This window comes from Methylobacterium sp. NMS14P (genome assembly GCF_028583545.1).
Classification (GTDB): Bacteria; Pseudomonadota; Alphaproteobacteria; order Rhizobiales; family Beijerinckiaceae; genus Methylobacterium.
In genome coordinates this window covers 662,270-685,303 of record NZ_CP087106.1, presented here as the reverse complement: position 1 = coordinate 685,303, position 23,034 = coordinate 662,270, and the positions used below count along the sequence as shown (strand labels likewise).

General features: G+C 69.3%; 20 protein-coding genes and 1 riboswitch. Of the genes, 11 read left to right on the top strand and 9 right to left on the bottom strand.

Features of this window, described 5'->3' with window-relative positions:
* Positions 1-35 precede the first annotated feature (35 nt).
* From LOK46_RS03150 to LOK46_RS03135, 4 genes are all read left to right on the top strand, one after another.
* On the top strand, positions 36-1,469 hold the full coding sequence (locus tag LOK46_RS03150; protein ID WP_020093520.1) for a circularly permuted type 2 ATP-grasp protein: 1,434 nt from the start codon (positions 36-38) through the stop codon (positions 1,467-1,469).
* 65 nt (positions 1,470-1,534) lie between these two features.
* The gene (locus LOK46_RS03145; RefSeq protein WP_273562446.1) at positions 1,535-2,482 is read left to right on the top strand and encodes an alpha-E domain-containing protein; all 948 of its coding nucleotides are present in this window, start codon (positions 1,535-1,537) and stop codon (positions 2,480-2,482) included.
* 21 nt (positions 2,483-2,503) lie between these two features.
* Positions 2,504-3,331, top strand: coding sequence for a transglutaminase family protein (locus tag LOK46_RS03140; protein WP_273562445.1), 828 nt, complete (start codon positions 2,504-2,506; stop codon positions 3,329-3,331).
* A 45-nt stretch (positions 3,332-3,376) separates the two neighbouring features.
* On the top strand, positions 3,377-4,129 hold the full coding sequence (locus LOK46_RS03135; protein ID WP_273562444.1) for a peptidase: 753 nt from the start codon (positions 3,377-3,379) through the stop codon (positions 4,127-4,129).
* A 121-nt stretch (positions 4,130-4,250) separates the two neighbouring features.
* On the opposite strand, the gene LOK46_RS03130 is transcribed toward LOK46_RS03135, so the two are convergent.
* From LOK46_RS03130 to thiO, 4 genes are read right to left on the bottom strand one after another with little or no spacing between them, the layout of a single operon-like run.
* Positions 4,251-4,907: a thiamine phosphate synthase gene (locus LOK46_RS03130; protein WP_273562443.1), complete on the bottom strand. Its 657-nt coding sequence runs from the start codon at positions 4,905-4,907 to the stop codon at positions 4,251-4,253.
* A complete protein-coding gene (locus LOK46_RS03125) occupies positions 4,904-5,707 on the bottom strand; it encodes a thiazole synthase (protein WP_273562442.1) in 804 nt (267 codons plus the stop codon). The genes LOK46_RS03130 and LOK46_RS03125 overlap by 4 nt, the downstream gene beginning before the upstream one ends.
* Before the next feature lie 2 nt (positions 5,708-5,709).
* Positions 5,710-5,922 carry a sulfur carrier protein ThiS gene (gene thiS / locus LOK46_RS03120; protein ID WP_103985296.1) on the bottom strand — a complete coding sequence of 71 codons (213 nt, stop codon included), beginning with the start codon at positions 5,920-5,922 and terminating at the stop codon, positions 5,710-5,712.
* Complete coding sequence (gene thiO / locus LOK46_RS03115; RefSeq protein WP_273562441.1) at positions 5,919-7,142, bottom strand: glycine oxidase ThiO; 1,224 nt, start codon at positions 7,140-7,142, stop codon at positions 5,919-5,921. The genes thiS and thiO overlap by 4 nt, the downstream gene beginning before the upstream one ends.
* 64 nt (positions 7,143-7,206) lie before the next feature.
* A riboswitch (TPP riboswitch) is annotated at positions 7,207-7,335 on the bottom strand.
* A 233-nt stretch (positions 7,336-7,568) separates the two neighbouring features.
* Here thiO and LOK46_RS03110 point away from each other — a divergent pair.
* Positions 7,569-8,078: a TIGR02281 family clan AA aspartic protease gene (locus LOK46_RS03110; RefSeq protein WP_273562440.1), complete on the top strand. Its 510-nt coding sequence runs from the start codon at positions 7,569-7,571 to the stop codon at positions 8,076-8,078.
* A gap of 385 nt (positions 8,079-8,463) precedes the next feature.
* Positions 8,464-9,585: a glycosyltransferase gene (locus tag LOK46_RS03105; protein ID WP_273562439.1), complete on the top strand. Its 1,122-nt coding sequence runs from the start codon at positions 8,464-8,466 to the stop codon at positions 9,583-9,585.
* 101 nt (positions 9,586-9,686) lie between these two features.
* Here the strand turns inward: LOK46_RS03105 and LOK46_RS03100 are convergent, their stop codons facing one another.
* The 4 genes from LOK46_RS03100 to LOK46_RS03085 form a co-directional block, all read right to left on the bottom strand.
* On the bottom strand, positions 9,687-10,946 hold the full coding sequence (locus LOK46_RS03100) for an adenylate/guanylate cyclase domain-containing protein (protein ID WP_273562438.1): 1,260 nt from the start codon (positions 10,944-10,946) through the stop codon (positions 9,687-9,689).
* Positions 10,947-11,022: 76 nt separating this feature from the next.
* Positions 11,023-13,002, bottom strand: coding sequence for an RNA polymerase sigma factor RpoD (rpoD, locus tag LOK46_RS03095; protein WP_273562437.1), 1,980 nt, complete (start codon positions 13,000-13,002; stop codon positions 11,023-11,025).
* Between the two features lie 198 nt (positions 13,003-13,200).
* Positions 13,201-15,090: a DNA primase gene (dnaG, locus tag LOK46_RS03090; protein WP_273562436.1), complete on the bottom strand. Its 1,890-nt coding sequence runs from the start codon at positions 15,088-15,090 to the stop codon at positions 13,201-13,203.
* A 100-nt stretch (positions 15,091-15,190) separates the two neighbouring features.
* Complete coding sequence (locus tag LOK46_RS03085) at positions 15,191-15,652, bottom strand: GatB/YqeY domain-containing protein (RefSeq protein ID WP_273562435.1); 462 nt, start codon at positions 15,650-15,652, stop codon at positions 15,191-15,193.
* Between the two features lie 192 nt (positions 15,653-15,844).
* On the opposite strand from LOK46_RS03085, the gene carA reads away from it, so the two are divergent.
* Both carA and LOK46_RS03075 read left to right on the top strand, forming a co-directional pair.
* Positions 15,845-17,077 (top strand): glutamine-hydrolyzing carbamoyl-phosphate synthase small subunit, encoded by a 1,233-nt coding sequence (carA, locus tag LOK46_RS03080; RefSeq protein ID WP_273562434.1) that lies wholly within the window; start codon positions 15,845-15,847, stop codon positions 17,075-17,077.
* A gap of 203 nt (positions 17,078-17,280) precedes the next feature.
* Positions 17,281-17,658, top strand: a complete 378-nt coding sequence (locus tag LOK46_RS03075) for a hypothetical protein (RefSeq protein ID WP_273562433.1) — start codon at positions 17,281-17,283, stop codon at positions 17,656-17,658.
* Positions 17,659-17,693: 35 nt separating this feature from the next.
* Here LOK46_RS03075 and LOK46_RS03070 read toward each other — a convergent pair whose 3' ends face one another.
* Positions 17,694-18,128: a pseudoazurin gene (locus LOK46_RS03070; protein WP_273562432.1), complete on the bottom strand. Its 435-nt coding sequence runs from the start codon at positions 18,126-18,128 to the stop codon at positions 17,694-17,696.
* A gap of 309 nt (positions 18,129-18,437) precedes the next feature.
* Here LOK46_RS03070 and carB point away from each other — a divergent pair, with 309 nt between their 5' ends.
* The 3 genes from carB to LOK46_RS03055 all read left to right on the top strand — a co-directional run bounded on the left by carB (position 18,438) and on the right by LOK46_RS03055 (position 22,983).
* Complete coding sequence (gene carB / locus LOK46_RS03065) at positions 18,438-21,911, top strand: carbamoyl-phosphate synthase large subunit (protein WP_273562431.1); 3,474 nt, start codon at positions 18,438-18,440, stop codon at positions 21,909-21,911.
* A gap of 90 nt (positions 21,912-22,001) precedes the next feature.
* Positions 22,002-22,478, top strand: coding sequence for a transcription elongation factor GreA (gene greA, locus LOK46_RS03060; protein WP_170855149.1), 477 nt, complete (start codon positions 22,002-22,004; stop codon positions 22,476-22,478).
* A 4-nt stretch (positions 22,479-22,482) separates the two neighbouring features.
* Positions 22,483-22,983, top strand: a complete 501-nt coding sequence (locus LOK46_RS03055) for a hypothetical protein (RefSeq protein ID WP_273562430.1) — start codon at positions 22,483-22,485, stop codon at positions 22,981-22,983.
* Positions 22,984-23,034: the final 51 nt, after the last annotated feature.

Genomic DNA, 23,034 nt, shown 5'->3' with positions numbered 1-23,034 from the left:
TTGCCTCGAGAGCGGGAGCGTACGGGAGGAGCGAGATGGCGGTGACGGCCTTCGACGAGATGAACGGGATCGGCGCGGCCGATCCGGCGGCCGTCCGCGACGCCTACGGCCAGCTCAAGGCTTGGCTCGACTCCACGCCGCCCGAGCATTTCAACACCCGCCGCAGCCAGGCCGAGCTGCTGTTCCGCCGGATCGGCATCACCTTCGCGGTCTACGGCGACAACGAGTCGACCGAGCGGCTGATCCCGTTCGACATCATCCCCCGGGTGATCACCAAGCCGGAATGGGCCTTCTTGGAGCGCGGGCTGACGCAGCGGGTCACGGCGATCAACCTGTTCCTGAAGGACATCTACGGCGCCCAGGAATGCATCAAGGCCGGCATCATCCCGGCCGACCTCGTCTACCGCAACGCCCATTACCGCATGGAGATGCGGTCCTTCCGCGTGCCGCACGACCTCTACGTGCACATCGCCGGCATCGACATCGTCCGGACCGGCGAGAACGATTTCTTCGTGCTGGAGGACAATGCCCGCATCCCGTCGGGCGTCTCCTACATGCTGGAGAACCGGGAGGTGATGCTGCGCCTGTTCCCGGACCTGTTCTCCAAGCACCGCGTCGCGCCGGTGGAGAACTACCCGGACGCCCTGCTCGCGACCCTGCGCAGCCTCGCGCCGGGCTCGGCGACCCGCGACCCGACCGTCGTGCTGCTGACCCCCGGGCGCTACAATTCCGCGTTCTACGAGCACTCGTTCCTGGCCGACAAGCTCGGCGTCGAGCTGGTGGAGGCGTCCGACCTCTTCACCAAGGACGACGTCGTCTACATGCGCACCACCGAGGGGCCGCGGAAGGTCGACGTGATCTACCGCCGCCTCGACGACGACTTCCTCGACCCGCTGGTCTTCCGCCCGGACTCGGTCCTCGGCGTGCCGGGCTTGATGAACGCCTACGAGCGCGGCTCGGTGACCCTCGCCAACGCGGTCGGGACCGGCATCTCGGACGACAAGGCGGTCTACAGCTACATGCCGGAGATCGTGAAGTTCTTCACCGGCGAGGAGCCGATCCTGCACAACGTGCCGACCTATCGCTGCCGCGAGAAGGACGCGTTCGCGTACGTGATGGACAACCTCTCCGACCTGGTGGTGAAAGAGGTCAACGGCTCGGGCGGCTACGGGATGCTGGTCGGCCCGCACGCGAGCAAGCGCGAGCTCGACGACTTCGCCAAGAAGCTCAAGCACGCCCCGGACGGGTTCATCGCTCAGCCGACCCTGTCGCTCTCCACCTGCCCGACCTTCGTGGCCTCGGGCGTCGCGCCCCGCCACGTCGACCTGCGGCCCTTCGTGCTGTGCGGGGCCGACAAGATCCGCATCGTTCCGGGCGGTCTGACCCGGGTGGCGCTGAAGGAAGGCTCCCTGGTGGTCAATTCCAGCCAGGGCGGTGGCACGAAGGACACCTGGGTGCTCGACGCCTGAGGCCTAGGCCGTCCCGACGTTCCGAGGCGCGGACATTGTGGTCCGCACGACTTGGCTGAAGACCGATGCTTTCCAGGACTGCCGATAACCTCTTCTGGCTCTCGCGCTACGTCGAGCGCGCCGACTTCGTCGCCCGCATCCTCGACGCGGCGCACCGCTTCGCGTCGCTGCCGACGAGCTACGGCGGCGGCGGGAGCAACGAGTGGGAATCGGCCCTCGCCTCGGCCGGCGACCCCGACGCGTTCAAGACCCACTACAGCGCGGTCAACGCCGACACGGTCTGCGACTTCCTGGCCTTCAGCCCGCACAACCCGTCCTCGATCCGCTCCTGCATCGAGGCGGCCCGCGAGAATGCCCGCTCGGTGCGCACGGCGCTCACCACCGAGATGTGGGACGCGATCAACGGCGCGTGGCTGGAGCTGCGCAACTACGCCGGCAAGGATCTCAACCGCGACGAGTTCGGCCGCTTCCTCGACTGGGTGAAGACCGTCTCGCTGACTTTCGACGGCTCGGCCTTCCGGACGATGCTGCGCAACGACTCGTTCTGGTTCACCCGGCTCGGCACGGCGATCGAGCGGGCCGACAACACCGCCCGCATCCTCGACGTGAAGTACCAGATCCTGCTGCCGCACGACGAGACGGTGGGCGGCAGCCTCGACTACTTCCAGTGGACCACGATCCTGCGCGAAGTGTCGGCGTTCAACGCCTATCACTGGGTCTACCGGGAGAGCATCAAGCCGCTGCTGGTGGCCGACCTGCTGATGCTCAACAAGCAGATGCCGCGCTCCTTCGCGAACTGCTACGGCGTGATCGTCGAGTACCTCGACCTGATCGCCGACGCCTACGGCCGCCGCGGCCCGAGCCAGCGCCTCGCGGGAAACATGTTGGCGAAGCTGGAGGGCGAGGATATCGACCGGGTCTTCGCCACAGGGCTGCACGAGTTCGTCGAGGCGTTCATCGCCGAGAACAACAGGGTGGGCGAGGCGATCGCCAAGCAGTATCTGGTCGGCTGAACGGGACGGACAGGACGGCGCATGCGCATCCGCGTGGTTCACGAGACCATCTACACCTACGAGCAGCCGGCCCGCGGGCTCGTGCAGGTCCTCCGGCTGACACCGAGGGACCATGACGGGCAGTACGTCCGCGGGTGGCGGATCGACACCACCGTCGACGGGCGGCTGACCGCCCGCGAGGACGGGTTCGGCAACGTCGTCCACTGGTTCACCCCGGACGAGCCGGCCGACGCCCTGACCATCCGCGTCACCGGCGAGGTCGATACCGACGACACGCACGGCGTCGTCCGCGGCACGGTGGAGCGCCTGCCGGACGAGTTCTACCTGCGCGACACGGACCTGTGTGCCGCGAGCCCGGATCTGCACGCCTTCGCGGAGCGCGTCGCCGCCGAGGGCGACGGCGCGGTCCTGACCCGGCTCCACCGGCTGATGGGCGCTGTCCACGGCGCGGTGGCCCACGAGCCCGGTCCCGCGAGCAGCGCTGTGCCGGCCGCCAAGGCGTTCGCGGCCGGGAGCGGCGTCTGCCAGGATCTTGCCCACGTCCTGATCGCCGCCGCCCGCCACATCGGCGTCCCGGCCCGCTACGTCGCCGGCTACCGGGCCCGGGACGACGGCCAGGCGGATGTCGAGGCGCCCCACGGATGGGTCGAGGCCCTGGTGCCGAATCTCGGCTGGGTGGCGTTCGACCCGTGCCACGACGTCAGCCCGGCGGACAATTACATCCGCGTCGCGACCGGCCTGGACTACCTCGGCGCGGCGCCGATCCGCGGCAGCCGCACCGGCGGTGGCACTGAAACACTGGACGTGAAGCTGCGGGTCGAGCAAGGCAGGGCCGCCGCTCAATCCTGATCGTTCCGACACCGGTCCGCCGACCCGCACGAGAGCCCGAAGACGATGACCTACTGCGTCGGTGTCCTGGTGGAGGAGGGGCTGGTCATGGTCGCCGATACCCGCACCAATGCGGGGCTCGACGACATCTCGACCTACCGCAAGCTCCACCACTTCAACGTGCCGGGCGAGCGGGTGATGATGCTCGCCTCGGCGGGCAACCTCTCGATCACCCAGTCGGTCCTCAGCCTGCTCCAAGAGGGCGTGCCCGGCGAAGAGGAGGGCGAGCCGCCGCAGAAGCTCGTCGAGGCGCCGACCATGTTCCAGGCGGCGCAGCTGATCGGCCGGGCCATCCGGCGGGTGCGCTCGATCGAGAAGGACGGGTTCGAGGCGGCCAATATCCGGTTCTCGATCTCGCTGCTGTTCGGCGGCCAGATCGGCAACGGCGAGATGCGGCTGTACCTGATCTACTCGGCCGGCAACTTCATCGAGTGCAGCACCGACGCGCCGTTCCTCCAGATCGGCGAGCACAAATACGGCAAGCCGATCCTCGACCGGGCCGTGAAGTACACGACCGACCTCTACGACGCCCTGAAGGTGAGCCTCGTCTCGATGGACTCGACGATGCGGTCGAATCTCGGCGTCGGCCTGCCGATCGACATCGCGGTCGCCCGCCGGAACGCGCTGACGCTCGAGGTGAATCACAGGATCGAGGCCGGCGAGGGCTACTTCCACGATCTGCGCGAGCGCTGGTCGGCGGCGCTGCGCGCGGCGCACCGGGCGATCCCGCGACCGCCCTACGGGCCTTCCAACTCCTAGGGCGGGTGCACCGTCGGCTGTCTTCGCGGGCGGCACGAAGCAATCCAGGGCGGCGCGTCATCGCCGAACGCGGCGTGTCCCGAGATTGCTTCGCTGCGCTCGCAGAGACGGGGTCAGTTTTTCACGTGGCTGTGCGAGCCGCCGAAGACTCCGCTGCGCCCCAGGCCTTCAGGAGAGCCCGGGTCGCGTCGGCCGGATCCACGGCCCGCATCAGGCCACCCAGGACGGCGAAGCCCGCCGCCCCCGCCGCGCGACAGGCCCCGATCACCTCTGGACCGACACCGCCCAGGGCCACGGTCGGCAGGCCCGCCGCACGTGCGGCGGCGAGGCCCTTCAGCCCAAGCGCCGGTCCGTAGCCGGGCTTGCTCGCGGTCGGGTAGATCGGGCTGAGGGTCACGTAATCGGCGCCGGCCTTCGCGGCGGCCGCGGCCTCGCGCGGCGTGTGCGCCGAGACGCCGATCAGCGCAGCCTCGCCCAGGGCGGCCCGCGCCGCCGCTATCGCCTCCGGTTCCGAACCGCCAACGAGATGCACGCCGTCGGCACCGAGCGCGCGCGCCAGCGCCACATCGCCTCCGACCGTCAGGACGCCGTTCGCGGCCCGCACGCGCTCGGCCACGCCCGCGCCGAGGCGGAGGCGCGCCTCCGCCTCCAGGTCCCTGTCGCGGAACCAGATCCAGCGCCCGCCGCCGTCGAGGACCGCCCGCACGGTCTCGGCGAGCGGCCGCGGATGCCCGTGCCGGTCCGTCACCGCGAGCAGCGGCGACGGCAGCGCCCTCACGAGCCGACGAGGCCGAGCTGCGGGCTCGACGGCTCGGCCCGGCCGCGGCGGGGGATCCGCCCGGCGAGGTGCGCGTCGCGCCCGGCCTCCACGGCCCGGCCCATGGCGTGGGCCATCCGCACCGGATCGTCGGCCTTGGCGACGGCGGTGTTGATCAGGCAGGCGGAGGCGCCGAGCTCCATGGCGATCACCGCGTCCGAGGCCGTGCCGATGCCGGCATCGACGACGACCGGCACCTTCGCCCGGCGGCAGATCAGCTCCAGATTGGCCGGGTTGGCCACCCCCATCCCGGAGCCGATCAGGGAGCCCATGGGCATCACGGCGGCGCAGCCGAGATCCTCCAGGCGCTGGCACACGATCGGGTCGTCGTTGCAGTAGGGCAGCACCACGAAGCCGTCGTCCACGAGGTGGCGGCAGGCCTCGATCAACTCCATCACGTCCGGGTAGAGCGTCTCCCGGTCGCCGATGACCTCGACCTTGATCCAGTTGGTGTCGAGCGCCTCGCGGGCGAGCTCGGCGGTCATGATCGCGTCCCGGGCCGTCTCGCAGCCGGCGGTATTCGGCAGGAAGCGCTTGCCCTTCAGGATCTTGACCGTGTCCGAGCCGTGGCCCTGGAGGGAGACCCGGCGGATCGAGGCCGTGACCACGTCGGCGCCGCTCGCCTGAACGGCGTCGCGCATGATCGCCTGCGTCGGGTAGCCGGCGGTGCCGATGAACAGCCGAGACGATAGCGTGACCCCGGCGATGGTCAGGCTGTCATCCCCACGCTCGGAGCGCGGCGGCGTGTGATTCTGGTCCATGCTCAACCTCCCTGCATGGCGCGGACGATCTCGACGCGGTCGCCCTCCGCGACCGGGGTCTCGCCCCAGTCCCGGCGGCGCAGAACCCGGCCGTTCAGCGCGATGGCGACGCCCTGCGGGCTCTCGATGCCGCTCTCTTCCGCCTCGAGGCGGAAGAGAGCGTCCACCGTCTCGACCGCGCAGTCGCGGGGCTCACCGTTGACGAGGAGTTTCATGCCGAGGCCCTCAGCGCTTCCGGCTGGCCGAAGCGCGCGCGGGTGAAGGGACGCGCCACCTCCGGCAGCGCGCCGTGCAGCACCAGCGCGGCAATCGCGTCGGCGGTGACCGGGGCGAGCAGGTAGCCGTTGCGATGGTGCCCGGTGGCGGCGACCAGGCCCGGGGCGATCGCGTCGAGGATCGGGGCGTCGTCGTCCGAGGTCGGACGGTAGCCGCTCCACACCGCCTCGACCTCCATCTCCTCGATCCCGGGAAGCACCCGGCGGGCACCCTCCAGCAGGGCGTAGAGCCCGCCCGCGGTGACGCCGGGCCGGAAGCCGCAATCCTCGACGGTCGCGCCGACGACGAGATGGCCGTCGCTCTTCGGCGCCATGTGGACCTGCTCGGTCCAGACCATCCGCGCCAGGGTACCGGTGCGGGCGGTGGTGCGCAGGGCCAGAGACTGGCCCTTCAGCGGGCGGACCGGAAGGGCGAGCGCGTCGGGCAGCAGACCACCCTCCCCGCTCCAGGCGCCGGAGGCGAGGATGACGGTCTCCGCCGCCGCGACGCGGTCGCCGGCGCGGATCCCGGTCACGCGGCCGCCCGACCAGTCGAGGCCGGTGACGGGGGTCCGCTCCACCAGGATCACGCCGGCCCGGCGGCAGGCCTCGGTGAGCGCGTCCATGACCAGACGGGGATCGACCTGATGGTCGAGCGGGCAGTGGATCCCGGCGGTGACGGAGGGGCGCAGGCCCGGCTCCAGGCGCCGCACCTCGCTGCCCGGCAGCCAGGTGGCCTCGAGCCCCGAGCGGCGCTGCAGGTCGTAGCGGAATCTCAGGCGCTCGACCTCGTCGCGGCCGACCGCCAGCACCAGGGTGCCGTCGGCCCGGTAATCGATCGCGCGGCCTGACTCCGCTTCCAGGGCGTCGCGGAACTCGGGCCAGAGACGGAGCGAGTCCAGGGCGAGTGGGAGCAGCGGGTCGGAGCCCGGCTCGTGCTCGGCGGCCGGGGCCAGCATGCCGGTGGCCGCGAGGCTCGCGCCCGCCCCGATCGTGTCCCGCTCCAGCACCGTCACGGCACGGCCAGCTCGGGCGAGGCGCCACGCGATCGACAGCCCGATCAGCCCGCCGCCGACCACCGCGACGTCGGTCCGCGCCGGAAGGGGCGTCGGCGTAGCGCTGCCGTCCGGATCGCGGCGGCGGCCGATCGGTGAGGCGGGTCGGTCGAGGGGCACAATCATCTCCGCGGATTGCCGTCGCGGAGATCGGGCCGTGCGCTTCGGTGAGAAGCTGTGGCCTGCCTTTCGGGCGGCCGCGGTCCAATCCCTACGCCGGTATGAGCCGGATCAGGTTCGAAGGATTTCCGCGCCGCAGGTCCTGACGGACGTGCCAGCGGTTTCTCAGCCCCTTGCCGGGGATCTCCCTGGAACAGACGCAGATGTGGCCCCCCGTCCGGGGCCGGTCAACCCCGCGCCGCGGCCACGGCGGCTTTGCCGTGACAATCGGTGGATCGCGGTGACGGTCTGGACACCACGTGGAGCGGAATCGGCGCGCGGGTCCGGGCGGCGCTCGCCATCGCGCACCATCCCTTCACGGGTCTGGCATCTGATCGCCGGGATCCCGGAACACCTCCGGTCCCCGGCACTCCACGTCACGGGCGGATTCGCGTGCGCACAATCCTGTTGATCTGCCTGCTCGGCTTCCTCGGTGTCACGGCCGTCCTGAAACTGCGCGACGGCGTGCGACCGGCGCCGGTCGCGCGCGCCATCGCTCCGCCGCCGGAGCCGGATCTCGCGGGCAGTGCCGCCGCCGGTGTGGCTCTCCAGGCTGGCCGCAACGGCCACTTCTTCGTCAACGCCCTTCTGGACGGCCGTTCGCTGCCGATGATGGTCGATACGGGGGCGAGCGCCTGCGCGTTCTCCGAGGAGGACGCCGCGCGGATCGGGATCCAGGTCGGGCCGTCCGATTTCACGCGCGTCTGGAACACCGCGAACGGGACGGTCCGCGTCGCACCGATCCGGATCGCGATCGTGCAGATCGGATCGATCACGGTGCGGGACGTCGAGGCGGTCGTGATCCCGCGCGGGCTCCTATCGACCAGCCTGTTGGGCATGTCGTTCCTCAGGCGCCTGCGCGATTTCGGCGTCTCCGGCAGCACGATGACGCTCAGGGGCTGAAACGCCCGCATGCCCATGAAGATTCTGGAGATTGCGGCAGCGCGGATGGAAGACCGTGCGGCCTGCCCTTCGAGGTTGGTCGCGGGATCGGGTCGATCATGCTCCCGATCCAGGGCCGATGGGCTTCGATGCGCGGGCCTCATGCTCTTAAATTGAATATTTGAAATTTATCTATAGAGATATTGTGACGATCCTCAATTATTTATGTAAAGTCGACTTCAGACTTTAATTTAGTTCTTCGAAGTATAATTTTAGTGACGCTGTCGATCACTTTGTCATCGCGTCGTGGTGGTGTTAGGAGCCTTGATGACTGCGCACCCGAGATCTGAGCGCACGATGGGACGGCTCCGGAATGAAGAATCGCGGATCGACAATCTGTTTGTCCATGATCGTGAAGGACGAGGCCCACGTTATCCGTCGATGTATCGACTCTGTTCGTCCGATTATCGATCATTGGATCATTGTTGATACCGGATCAACGGACGGAACCCAGGATATCATCCGCGCCACGCTGGCAGACATACCGGGTGCCTTGGTCGAGCGGCCCTGGGTCGATTTTGCCTTCAACCGGAACGAGGCCTTGAAACTCGCCCGGCGTCACGCGCAGTACGTTCTGATCATCGACGCCGACGATGAGCTGATCATGCCGGCGGACTTCGCGATGCCGAAACTGCGTGCGCCCGGCTATCGGTTCGAGATCATCGACGAGCACACGCGGTACTGGCGCAACCAGTTGGTCAGCAGCCGGGAGAACTGGCGCTACCGGGGCGTCCTGCACGAATTTCTCAGCTGCCCCGGCGTGGCCGAGACACCGATCCTTCCCCTCGCGATGCGCCGCGGCGACGACGGGGCCCGGCACCGCGACACGACGGCGGACGCGCGGGATATCGCGGTCCTCGAGAAGGCGCTGGCGGTCGAGACAGATCCCTTCATGATCGCCCGGTACACGATGTACCTCGGGACCACCCACGATGCCGCCGGCGCGTATCGGAAAGCCTACGAATGCTTTCTGAAGCGGGCCGATCTAGGTGGATGGGACGAGGAAATCTATTTCAACCTGCTGATGGCGGCCGTGAACGCGGAGCGCCTCGATGAGCCGGAGGACAGGGTGCTGCAGCTCTACGAGCGCGCCACCTCCGTCCGTCCGGCGCGGGCGGAAGCGCGACACGGGGCCAGTCGGTTCTGCAGGCTCAGGAAGCGGTTCGCGGACGGATATCGATACGCGGAGGCGGGCCTGGCGCTCGAGCTTCCGAGCGAGGGGATTTCCTTGAACCCGTGGGTCTACGAGTACGGCTTGCTCGATGAGTTCGCCCTCAACGCGTACCATCTCGGACAGTACAGCGCCTGCGGACACGCCTGCCTGAAGATCCTCGAGCGGACGCAGGTCCCCAAGGAGGTCGCCATACGCGCCGGCGCCCTGGCCCGGGACGTGATGGCGAAGATGATCGATCCGGTCTGGGGGTGTCGGCACACCCCCTACGCAATGCCGTTCGTGCCGACGTGGTGAGACGGACGGCGCACGGATCGGCCGCTGGCCCGAGATCGCGGCGGGTGTCGGCGACGGCCGCGTGACGTCGGGATCGATCGGGGACGCTCTCCGTGACCCGGTCAGCTGGATCTGCGCGGGCGCAGGAATTTCGGCCGGAACACCGCCATGGGCTCGTCGAAGCCGCTGAGCCGGTGCTCGCCCAGCGGGATCGGGTCGCCCCAGAGGAAATCCACGAAGGGCTTCGACATCAGCAGCGGCTCGCCGAGGGCGCGGTTCAGCTGCGCGATGCGGCTCGCGAGGTTCACGTCGCGGCCGATCACCGTGAAGTCGAGGCGGGAGCCGGACCCGACATTGCCGTAGGCGGCCTCGCCGTGGTGGAGCGCGATGCCCGCGGCCACCGGCACCGGGAACTGGTGGAGGGCGTTCGCCTCGTCGAGGGCCGCCAGGGCGTGCTGGGCCGCCGTGAGCGCGCCCTTGGCCGCGCCGCCCAGGTCGTCGCCGGACTCGCGGAAGATCGCCAGCAGGCCGTCGCCGAGATACTTCAGGACCTCGCCGCCCTCCCGCTCGATCGGCGGCACGAGGCAGTCGAAGAACACGTTGAGCAGGCCCACGGCCTCCTCGGGCGTCATGTCGGCGGTGGTGCGGGTGTAGTCGCGCATGTCGGCGAACAGGATCGCCGAGCGGATCCGGGTCACCTGCCCGCGGCGGATATCGCCGGCCAGGATCGCCCGGTGCGGCTCGTCGCCGACGTAGAGCCGGAGCACGTGGTCGAGCTGCTTGTTGAGGACGCGCATCTCCATCACGGCCGCCAGCGCCGGCATGACGAAGCGCAGGATCGCGATGTCGTCGTCCCGGAACCCTCCGGGGGCGCGCGTGGCGAAGGTGATGCCGTTCTGCGTGCCGTTCGTGAAGAACAGGGGCGCCACCACGTAGTGGGTGTAGCCGCCGGCCTTCAGGTCCGGAACGATCGCGTAGGCGTCGTCCGGGGTCTCCGACAGGTCGAGGATCAGCCACTCGCCGGTCTCGTGGACCGTGTGAAACGGGCTGTTGAGATAGGCGTCCGTCGAGCGGGCGCCGTGCGGGAACAGCCGCACGGTGGTGCCGCCATCCCGGGTCCAGATGCGGCCGACCCCGGCGTATTCCGAGTGCAGGGTGTCGATCGCCGTGGAGGCCCGGTCCACCGGCACGCCGATCGCGATCAGGCGCTCGGCGAGTCCGGCCAGCATCTCCTCGGCGTTGGGCATCCGCGCGCCCTCGCCGAGCAGCCAGTCGCGGATGCCCACGGAGGGCTGCAGCGCGCCGAAGGGCACGTCGTCAGCCTCCGAGCCATCCGCGAAGGCCGTCGGGGATCCGGGCGTTGGCGGGCGGCGTTCGAGCATGGCGCCAGACTGGATGCCGCGCGGCACCGAGGCAACGCGGGCGACGGGGAAGCGCCGCGCGGTCCGCGGCGCGGGCTCAGTTGTCCAGGAAGCTCCTGAGCTTCCGGCTGCGCGACGGGTGCTTCAGCTTCCGCAGCGCCTTCGCCTCGATCTGGCGGATGCGCTCGCGGGTCACGGAGAACTGCTGGCCGACCTCCTCGAGGGTGTGGTCGGTGTTCATGCCGATGCCGAAGCGCATGCGCAGCACGCGCTCCTCGCGGGGCGTGAGCGAGGCGAGCACGCGCGTCGTGGTCTCGCGCAGGTTCGACTGGATCGCCGCGTCGATCGGCAGGACGACGTTCTTGTCCTCGATGAAGTCGCCGAGGTGGCTGTCCTCCTCGTCGCCGATCGGCGTCTCGAGGGAGATCGGCTCCTTGGCGATCTTCAGGACCTTGCGGACCTTCTCCAGAGGCATCGCCAGCTTCTCGGCCAGCTCCTCCGGGGTCGGCTCGCGGCCGATCTCGTGCAGCATCTGGCGCGAGGTCCGGACGATCTTGTTGATCGTCTCGATCATGTGCACCGGGATGCGGATCGTGCGGGCCTGGTCGGCGATCGAGCGGGTGATCGCCTGCCGGATCCACCACGTGGCGTAGGTCGAGAACTTGTAGCCGCGCCGGTACTCGAACTTGTCGACCGCCTTCATCAGGCCGATGTTGCCCTCCTGGATCAGGTCCAGGAACTGCAGGCCGCGGTTCGTGTACTTCTTGGCGATCGAGATCACGAGGCGCAGGTTCGCCTCGATCATCTCCTTCTTGGCCTGCCGGGCCTCGCGCTCGCCCTTCTGGACCATGTTGACGATGCGGCGGTACTCGCCGATCTCCAGGCCCGTCTCCGAGGCGAGGTCGAGGATCTGGGCGCGCAGCTCCGACACCTGCCTCGAGCCGCGCTCGACGAGGTTCTTCCAGCCCTTGCCGCCGAGCGTCCCGACGCGCTCCATCCAGTTCGGATCGAGCTCGTAGCCCTGATAGTGGCGCAGGAACTCGTCGCGGGCCACGCCGTGGCTCTCGGCGAAGCGCATCAGCCGGCCCTCGTGGCCGATCAGCTGCTTGTTGATCGAGTAGAGCTGGCCGACCAGCGCCTCGATGCGGTTGTTGTTCAGCGAGAGGGACTTCACGTCGGCGACGACGATGTCCTTCAACTCGACCTGCTTCTGGTTCTGGGCCGGGGTGTTCTGCTCGCCGGCGGCCTTGCGCTCGGTGCCCTCGATCTGGAACTTGCGCAGCTTCCGGTAGTTCGCGGCGATCGCGTCGAAGGTCTCTAGGACCCGCGGCTTGATCTCCGCCTCCATCGCGGCGAGCGAGACGTTGTTCTCGAGGTCGTCCTCGTCGTCGCCGCCCTCGGGCGGAGCCGGCGGCTCGCCGTCCTCGGATTCTTCGCCCTCGGCGAGCTGCGGCGCGTTCTTGCCGTCCGGACCGGCGTAGGTCGCCTCCAGGTCGATGATGTCGCGCAGGAGGACCTTGCCCTCCACGAGCTCGTCCCGCCAGATGATGATCGCCTGGAAGGTCAGCGGGCTCTCGCAGAGGCCCGCGATCATCGCCTCGCGGCCGGCCTCGATGCGCTTGGCGATCGCGATCTCGCCCTCGCGGGACAGCAGCTCCACGGAGCCCATCTCGCGCAGGTACATGCGCACCGGATCGTCGGTGCGGTCGGTCGGCTCCTTGGTGGTGGTGGCGACCGCGACGGCGCGCGCGGGCGCGACCTCGGCGACCTCGCCGCCCTCGGCCTCCTCTTCCTCGCTGTCCGCGGCCTTCTCGCCGGCGGCCTCGTCGGTCTCCTCGGCCTCGACGACGTTGATGCCCATCTCGGAGAGCTGGGAAAGCACGTCCTCGAGCTGGTCCGGATCGGACTGGCCCTCGGGCAGAACCTCGTTGACCTCCTCGTAGGTCACGTAGCCGCGCTTCTTGGCGAGCTTGACCATCCGCTTGACCGAAGCATCCGTCAGGTCGAGGAGCGGCCCGTCGGTCTGCTGCTCGGGGGCAGCGTCCGTCTCGTCCCGTTCCGTTGCCTTCGTCGCCATGATCAGCCTATTGTTTCGCACGCGGCGCGTTGCGGAGGCCCTGATGAGGCCGGTCCACGCCGTCGGCGCCGCTGTATGAGATCGGCGCCGGATCGCTCCAATCGCCGTGAGTCGTCGGTTTCCGTATGCAAGCCCGAGGCTTGACCGATTGTTAACTATGGCGGGACCGGGTCCCCCGCCACCGCCATGACACAGGCATCACACGGCCGTCGAGTCGCTCGACACCGGTGTATCGGCCTCCGCCTCGGCGGCGATGACGGTTTCCAGCCTCGCCTTCACTTCGCAGAGCCATGCCCACCCGGCATCGGTCGGATCGTCCTCAAACGCCTGCCGTGCTTCGCGAAGTTCGCTATGTAGCGCTCCTGCCTGCCGGTGCAAGATCATCGCCTGTCGGAGCGCGTCTGCGCGGTGGGCAGGATCGGCGTGCGGGGCCAGGGTCGTGCGGTCGCGCGAGCGGGCCAGGGCGAGGATTCGATCGGCCGCCCCTGTGAGTCCGGCACGATTGATGCGGTTCTGCAACACCTCGGACGCCGTGTGCTCGTCCTCGGCCGCGCAGGCCAGCAGGACCGACAGCAGCGCCCGCGCGTCCGGATCCTCGAAGTCGAGTTCGGCCGCCTCCTCGCCGAACTCCGCCATCATCTCGGGATGGGCCAGCAGGGTACCGACGATCACCGCCTCGCGCACCGAGGCGGCGCCCGTGAAGCCCGCCGAGGCCGTCATCGACGGGCTCGGGCTCCCGGTGATGCGCGGCGAGACGGGCTCGCCGGGGCGGGCGAAGCGCTGGCGTCCGCGCGGGGCCGCGCCGGCGGCGCGGTTGCCGCGGGGCGACAGGCCGCGCAGGCGCTCCTCGATATCGTCGCGGTAGTAGCGCCGCACGGTCTCGTCGCGGATCGTCGCCACCGTGGTGCGCAGGGTCTGCGTCAGGCCGGCGCGGCGCTCCGGCGTGTCGACCGGGCCGGCCTCGAGGGCGCGCCGCCACAGCAGTTCCGACAGGGGCAGCGCCGCCGTCAGCACCTGGTCGATCGCCGCCGGGCCGCCCGAGCGCAGCAGGTCGTCCGGATCCTGGCCGCCCGGCAGCAGCGCGATCCGGAGCGAGCGGCCGGGTTCGAGGAGCGGCAGCGCGATGTCGAGGGCCCGGAAGGCCGCCCGCTGCCCGGCCTTGTCGCCGTCGAAGCAGAGGATCGGCTCGTCGGCGTGGCGCCATAGCAGGCCGAGCTGGTCTTCCGTCAGGGCGGTGCCCAGGGGCGCCACGGTCTCGGGATGACCCGCGAGCGTCATGGCGATGACGTCGACATAGCCCTCGACCGCGATGATCGAGCCGCGCTCGTGGGCGGTCTTGCGGGCACCGTGCAAATTGTAGAGCGTGCGGCCCTTGTGGAAGAGCGGCGTCTCCGGCGAGTTGAGGTACTTGGCGCGCACCTCCTTGGCGAGCGCCCGACCGCCGAAGGCCACGACCCGGCCGCGGGTGTCGGTGATCGGGAACATCACCCGGTCGCGGAAATAGTCGTAGGGGACCGAGACGCCCTCCCCGGCCGCGAGCAGGCCGAGTTCGACCATCAGCGCCTTCTCGACGCCCTGTCCGGCGAGGTGGTCGCGCAGGGCGTAGCGGTCGTTGGGCGCGTAGCCGAGGCGGAAGGCCCGCTGGGTCTCGTCCCGCAATCCGCGGCGCTCGAGATAGGCGCGGGCCTCGCTGCCCTGGCCCGACCGCAGGCGCTCCTCGAACCAGCGCGCGGCCATCTCCATGACCTCGATCGCCCCGGCGCGCTTCTGCTCGCTGGCGCGGTTGTCCTCGGTGGGCGCCGGCAGGCTGACGCCGGCCTCGCCCGCCAGCCGCTCGACCGCCTCGGGGAAGCTGAGGCCTTCCGTCTCCATGAGGAACGTGAAGATGTCGCCGTGCTTGGAGGATGAGAAGCAGTGATAGAACTGCTTCTGATCGTTCACGTAGAAGGACGGCGTCTTCTCGGCGTTGAACGGCGACAGGCCGCGCCACTCGCGGCCGGCCTTCTTCAGCTGCACGCGGCGGCCGACCACCGACGAGGCCGGCAGCCGGGAGCGGATCTCTTCCAGGATGTGGGGCGGATAGCGCACGGGGCCTGGGACGGGTTGCGTGAACCCGCTCCTATAGCGCGAGAGGCGTGACCGAGTCCCTCACACGCCCGGAATCCGGTGGAGGATTGCGGGGAGAGGTTCAGCCCTTCGCCGCCAGCGCCGCCTTCACCAGCCCGCTCGCCTTGCCGAAATCCATCCGGCCCGCGAAGGTGCCCTTCAGGACCCCGATCACCTTGCCCATGTCCTTCGGGCCGGCGGCGCCGGTCTCGAGGATAGCCGCCTCGACCGCGGCCTTCATCTCGGTCTCGTCCATCTGCTTCGGCAGGAAGCTCTCGACGATGGCGATCTCGGCACGCTCGTTGGCGGCGAGTTCCGGGCGGCCGCCCTGCTCGTAGACCGCGGCCGATTCGGCGCGCTGCTTGACCATCTTCTGGAGCAGCGACAGGATCTCCTCGTCGGAGATCGGCTCCTTGCCGTTGCCGCGGGCCTCGATGTCCCGGTCCTTGAGGGCGGCCTGGATCATCCGGACGGTCGCCAACCGCTCCTTGTCGCCGGCCTTCATGGCCTCCTTCATCTCGGTGGTGAAGCGCGCGCGCAGCATCTCGATGAACCTTCCAACGGTCGAAGCGGGGGGCTGGCCTGCGATTTGCGGGTGTTGAGCCCTGCCGGCAGCGGAGCCACATTGACCCCATCGCGGGCCGCTCGCTAAGAGCGCCGCACACGATCATGCCGCAAGCCGAGAGCGCCGCAACACGGCGCCCGCCTTCGGCCGGACATAAGCGAGACTCAGCCCATGCTGCAAGACGCCGCCGCGCATGCCCCCGAGCCTCAGGCTCCCGAGCCCTGGGCCGAGCCCGTCGCGACGGCCCTGCTGGTGCTGGCCGACGGCACCATCCTGGAGGGATTCGGCATCGGCCAGACCGGCGTGGCCGACGGTGAGGTCTGCTTCAACACCGCGATGACCGGGTACCAGGAGATCCTGACGGACCCGTCCTATGCCGGCCAGATCGTCACCTTCACCTTCCCGCATATCGGCAATGTCGGTACCAACGACGAGGATCTGGAGAGCCTCGAGGCGGCGCCGGCCTCGGGCGTCCGCGGCACCGTCATCGCCTCCGCGGTCACGAACCCGTCGAACTGGCGGTCCTCGTCGCATCTCGACGGGTGGCTCAGGGCCCGCGGCATCGTCGGCATCACGGGCGTCGATACCCGGGCGCTCACGGCCCGCATCCGCGACCAGGGCATGCCGAACGCCGTGATCGCCAACGATCCCCATGGCGAATTCGACCGCGAGGCCCTCAAGGCCCGTGCGGCGGCCCTCGCGCCCATGGAGGGGCTCGACCTCGTGCCGCCGGTGACGAGCCGCGCGGCGTCGGAATGGTCCGAGACCGTCTGGGCGCTCGGCAACGGCTACGGCAAGCGGGCGCCCGGCGAGGGCCTCAAGGTCGTGGCCATCGACTACGGCGTGAAGCGCAACATCCTGCGCCTCCTCGCCCAGGCCGGCTGCGACGTCACCGTGGTGCCGGCCACCACGACGGCCGACGAGATCCTGGCGCTGAAGCCGGACGGCGTGTTCCTGTCGAACGGCCCCGGCGACCCGGCCGCCACCGGCGCCTACGCGGTCCCGGTGATTCGCAAGCTGCTGAACGAGAAGGTGCCGACCTTCGGCATCTGCCTCGGCCACCAGCTCATGGGTCTGGCCCTCGGCGGCCGGACCGTGAAGATGGGCCAGGGCCATCACGGCGCGAACCACCCGGTCAAGGACAAGACCACCGGGAAGGTCGAGATCGTGTCGATGAACCACGGCTTCGCGGTGGACCCGGACAGCCTGCCGGAGACGGCGGTGGAGACGCACGTGTCGCTGTTCGACGGCTCGAATTGTGGCCTGACTCTCACCGACCGCCCGGCCTTCTCGGTGCAGCACCACCCGGAGGCCTCCCCCGGCCCGCGCGACAGCCACTACCTGTTCGAGCGCTTCGTGACGCTGATGCGCTCCGGCGCGCCGGAGACCGCGAAGAGCGCCTGAGACCGGCGCGGGCACCGACCCGCCGTCATCGTCCCGCAGCGCGATGACGGCCGGGGGAAGATGGCCCCCCGCCGCGACCCCAATCGGGCCGCGGCGGGGCCATAAAATCCGCCAGATCGGACGGCTTAAGAGGGCTCACGACGGCCCCTGAACGGCGGCGCATCCGCGCCCGGCGACGGCGGCCCGTCGCAGGGGATTGCCGGATGACCATCGACGAGGCGCGCGACGATTTCTCCCGCCTGCACCGCAGCTTCACCTTCCATCTCGGCGTCGCCGTGGGCCTGTCCTGGCTAACCGCCCTCTACGCCGCCTTCTACGCCCCCTGGGTGCGCAACATCCGGGCGCTGATCGATCCGACCGGCGGCTTCGACCGCGTCGAGAGCACGGTGTCCTACCTGTTCGCCATGCCGGCGGTCCTCGCCCTCGCCTGGGTCTCGGTCTATTTCGGGCGCGAGGCCCTGCGCCGCGCCCAGACGCTCTCGAACGTCGCCGTCGAGTTCGCGGCCGCCGCATTGGTGGCCTTCGGGGTGTTCTACCTCTCGATCGACCGGGCGATCGCGGCGCTCCACGCCGGCTTCTGAGGCGGGAGACGGGGCTGCTCGCGCCGCCCCGGCGCCTACTGGATCTTCTCGAACAGCGGCTCGAACCGCTTGGCGGCCAGCTTGTTCTGCGGCACCGCCTTGGCCGCCTCCAGATTGTCGGGCTGGTCGCCGACCTGGACGAGGCCGACCATCCCCATGATGTAGTGCGGCGAGCACTTGATGCCGTAGAGGCCGGGCTTCTCGAAGGTCACGGTCTCCTCTTTGCCGACCACCGTCTTGAACGGCGCCGCGCCCTCGGGCGCCATGCCCTTGATCAGCTCGGCATTGTGACCCTTGTCGGCCGGCACGAACCGCACCGTGTCGCCGGGCTGAATTTTCACGAAGGCCGGGTCGAAGACCATCATCCCGCCCGGGCCGCTGTTCAAGGTTTTGACGGCGACTTCCGAGGCGTTCGCGCTCGCTATCGAGCCGATCAGGAGTATCGCGAGGAGTGAGGCTGGCCTGGGCATCTTCAGTCTCGAACGATTACGATGTCGATCGACGGATTGGCCGATCGATTGAGCCTTACGTGCCGACGCCGAGCTCCGGCAAGGCATCGATGAATCCTTGCCAGAATTTATAAATACTCCAAATCAACGGAGCTGCGCCGCATCCATGCGCCGGGCGCGCGGCCAGATTGCGCGGTTCTCCCGGCCTTCCAATGCGCCCGTGGCCCGTGTAAACGCGGGGCTCAACGACATTCCCGCCACGCGCGTCCGGGAGCAGGGCTTCGATTGAGCCGTGCCCGATCGGGCGCGCTTGGCCTGAGAAGGCCCACGATGCCCAAACGCACCGACATCTCCTCGATCCTGATCATCGGTGCGGGTCCGATCATCATCGGACAGGCCTGCGAGTTCGATTATTCCGGCACCCAGGCCTGCAAGGCGCTCCGCGAGGAGGGCTACCGCATCGTCCTGGTGAACTCGAATCCCGCGACGATCATGACCGACCCGGACATGGCGGACGCGACCTACGTCGAGCCGATCACCCCGGAGATCGTCGCCAAGATCATCGAGAAGGAGCGCCCCGACGCGATCCTGCCGACCATGGGCGGCCAGACGGCGCTGAACTGCGCCCTGTCGCTGCAGAAGATGGGCGTGCTCGCGAAGTACGGCGTCCAGATGATCGGCGCGACGGCCGAGGCCATCGACAAGGCCGAGGACCGGAGCCTGTTCCGCGACGCCATGACCAAGATCGGGCTCGACACCCCGAAATCGGCGCTCGCCAACGCCTCCGCGGCCAAGAAGGCCGACCGCCAGGCCTACCTGGCCGAGATCGCAAAAATCGAGTCGGCCAACACCGATCCGGCGGCCCGCCAGGCGGCGCTGGCGGCTTACGAGAAGAGCTGGGCCGCGGGCGAGACGGAGCGGCGCAAGCGCTACGGCGAGCACGCGATCGGCCAGGCCCTGATGGCGCTCGCCGAGGTCGGGCTGCCGGCGATCATCCGGCCGTCCTTCACGATGGGCGGCACCGGCGGCGGCATCGCCTACAACCGCGAGGAGTTCCTCGACATCGTCGAGCGCGGCATCGACGCGTCGCCGACCAACGAGGTGCTCATCGAGGAGAGCGTGCTCGGCTGGAAGGAGTACGAGATGGAGGTCGTCCGTGACCGGAACGACAACTGCATCATCGTCTGCTCCATCGAGAACATCGACCCGATGGGCGTGCACACGGGCGATTCGATCACCGTCGCCCCGGCGCTGACGCTGACCGACAAGGAGTACCAGGTGATGCGCGACGCATCGCTGGCGGTGCTCCGCGAGATCGGCGTCGAGACCGGCGGCTCGAACGTGCAGTTCGCGATCAACCCCGAGAACGGGCGCATGATCGTGATCGAGATGAACCCGCGCGTCTCGCGCTCCTCGGCCCTCGCCTCGAAGGCGACCGGCTTCCCGATCGCCAAGGTCGCGGCCAAGCTCGCGGTCGGCTACACGCTCGACGAGATCGCCAACGACATCACCGGCGGCGCGACGCCGGCCTCGTTCGAGCCGACGATCGACTACGTCGTCACCAAGATCCCGCGCTTCGCCTTCGAGAAATTCCCGGGCGCCGAGCCGACGCTGACCACCGCCATGAAGTCGGTTGGCGAGGCCATGGCGATCGGCCGCTGCTTCGCCGAATCGCTGCAGAAGGCCCTCCGCTCGCTCGAGACCGGCCTGACCGGCCTCGACGACATCGAGATCGAGGGGCTCGGCAAGGGCGACGACCACAACGCCATCAAGGCGGCGATCGGCACCCCGACCCCGGACCGGCTGCTCAAGGTCGCGCAGGCCCTGCGGCTCGGCGTCAGCCACGAGCAGGTCTACGCCTCCTGCAAGATCGACCCGTGGTTCCTGGAGCAGCTCCAGGCGATCATCGACCTCGAGAACCGCGTGAAGGCCCACGGCCTGCCGAGGACGGCCGGCGCCTTCCGCCAGCTCAAGGCCGCCGGCTTCTCGGACGCCCGCCTCGCGGTGCTGGCCAAGACCGACGAGGCCGCCGTCAGCGCGGCCCGGCGCGCCCTGGCGGTGCGCCCGGTCTACAAGCGGATCGACACCTGCGCGGCGGAGTTCAAGTCGCCCACCGCCTACATGTACTCGACCTACGTGGCGCCGTTCGCGGGCACGGTGGTGGACGAGGCAGAGCCCTCGGACCGCAAGAAGGTCGTGATCCTCGGCGGCGGCCCGAACCGGATCGGCCAGGGCATCGAGTTCGACTACTGCTGCTGCCACGCCTGCTTCGCGCTGTCGGACGCCGGCTACGAGACCATCATGGTCAACTGCAACCCGGAGACGGTCTCGACCGACTACGACACCTCGGACCGGCTCTATTTCGAGCCGCTGACCGCCGAGGACGTGCTCGAGATCATCGAGACCGAGCGGCAGGCCGGCACCCTGCACGGGGTGATCGTGCAGTTCGGCGGCCAGACCCCGCTGAAGCTCGCCCGCGCCCTCGAATCCGCCGGCGTGCCGATCCTCGGCACCTCGCCCGACGCCATCGACCTCGCCGAGGACCGCGACCAGTTCAAGCGGCTCCTCGACAAGCTCGCGATGAAGCAGCCGAAGAACGGCATCGCCTACTCGGTGGAGCAGAGCCGGCTGGTCGCGGCCGACCTCGGCCTGCCCTTCGTGGTGCGCCCGAGCTACGTGCTCGGCGGCCGCGCCATGGCGATCATCCGCGACGAGACGCAGTTCGCCGACTACCTCCTCGACACGCTGCCGAGCCTGATCCCCTCCGAGGTGAAGGCCCGCTACCCGAACGACAAGACCGGCCAGATCAACACGGTGCTGGGCAAGAACCCGCTCCTGTTCGACCGCTACCTGTCGGACGCGGTCGAGGTCGACGTCGACGCGGTCTGCGACGGCAAGGACGTGTTCATCGCCGGCATCATGGAGCACATCGAGGAGGCCGGCATCCATTCCGGCGACTCGGCCTGCTCGCTGCCGCCGCGCTCGCTCTCGGCCGAGATCATGGATGAGCTGGAGCGGCAGACGAAGGCCATGGCGCTGGCGCTCAACGTCGTCGGCCTGATGAACGTGCAGTACGCCATCAAGGACGGCACGATCTACGTGCTGGAGGTGAACCCCCGCGCCTCGCGCACGGTGCCGTTCGTCGCCAAGGTCATCGGCGAGCCGATCGCCAAGATCGCGGCCCGGATCATGGCGGGCGAGCCGCTCGAGACCTTCGGCCTGAAGCCGAAGACCCTGCCGCACATCGCCGTGAAGGAAGCGGTCTTCCCCTTCGCCCGCTTCCCCGGCGTCGACGTGCTGCTCGGACCGGAGATGCGCAGCACCGGCGAGGTGATCGGGCTCGACGCCAGCTTCGGCGTGGCCTTCGCCAAGAGCCAGCTCGGCTCGGGCACGCAGGTGCCGAAGGCCGGCGCCGTGTTCGTCTCGGTGCGGGATGCCGACAAGGCCCGCATCCTGCCGACCATGAAGCTCCTGTCCGATCTCGGCTTCACCATCCTGGCGACCGGCGGCACGCAGCGCTATCTGGTGGAGAACGGCGTTCCGGCCGAGCGGATCAACAAGGTTCTCGAGGGCCGGCCGCACGTGGTCGACGCGATCAAGAACGGCGGGATCCACCTCGTCCTGAACACCACCGAGGGGGCCGGCGCCCTGTCGGACTCGCGCTCGCTCCGGCGCGCGGCCCTCTTGCATAAGGTGCCGTATTACACCACTCTAGCCGGCGCGATGGCCGCGGCCGAGGGGATCAAGGCCTATCTAGAAGGCGATCTCAAGGTCCGCGCGTTGCAGGAATACTTCGCGGCCTGAACCTCAGGGTTCCGCTGACTTCATTTCATGGCCCGGGGAGAGTGCTGCACTCTCGGCCGGGCCTCTTCATTGTGGCGCGAGACGATGGCGATAGACAAGGTTCCGATCACGGTGCGCGGGCTGGCAGCCCTCGAAGAGGAGCTGAAGCACCGCCAGCAGGTGGAGCGCCAGCGCATCATCCAGGCGATCGCGGAAGCCCGCGCGCTCGGTGACCTGTCGGAGAACGCCGAGTACCACGCCGCCAAGGAGGCGCAGTCCCACAACGAGGGCCGCGTCCTCGAGCTCGAGAGCATGATCGCGCGGGCCGAAGTGATCGATGTCACGAAGCTCTCCGGCGACAGGATCAAGTTCGGCGCCACCGTGAAGCTCGTCGACGAGGACACGGAGGAGGAGAAGACCTACCAGATCGTGGGCGAGCCGGAGGCCGACGTGCGCTCGGGCCGGGTCTCGATCACCTCGCCGATCGCCCGCGCTCTGATCGGCAAGGGCGTCGGCGACACGGTCGAGGTCACGACCCCTGGTGGCGGCAAGTCCTACGAGGTCGTCGCCGTCCAGTACGGCGGCTGAACCGGTGCGCCCGCGTTCCTGGGGCCGGCTCGCCGGCCTGATCCTCGGTGCCGTCGCGGGATCCGCGGCGGCGAGCGATTTCCCGCCGACCCCGGTCTTCTCCGACGTCCGGGTCGACGTTCGGCCGCTCCTCGACAAGGGCGCGGGGCTGCAGGCCGAGGCGCTGGCCGGAGACCTGACCGAGGCCCTGCGGAAGAACTTCGCCGGCCGGATCGGCGGCCGCGGTCCGCGCCTCGTCGTCGTGGTCACGAGCCTGTCGCTGCGGCCCTATGCCGGCAGTGGCGCCCTGCGCGGTCTCGGCGGCAATTTCCAGACCGACTACATGGAGGGCGAGGCGCTGCTCGTCGGGCCCAAGGGGCAGGTGCTCGGACGCTACCCGCAGATGACCGCGACGCCGTCGAGCTACGGCGGCGCGTGGTACGATCCGCAATTCGAGCAGCGCCGGCTCGCCGCCATCGCCGACATCTACGCCCAGTGGCTCGCCCGCGACCTGCCGCGGGATTAGAAGACGGCCGCCGGCCCCGGTCGGCGGCGTGGGGCGTATCCGGTGAGGAGC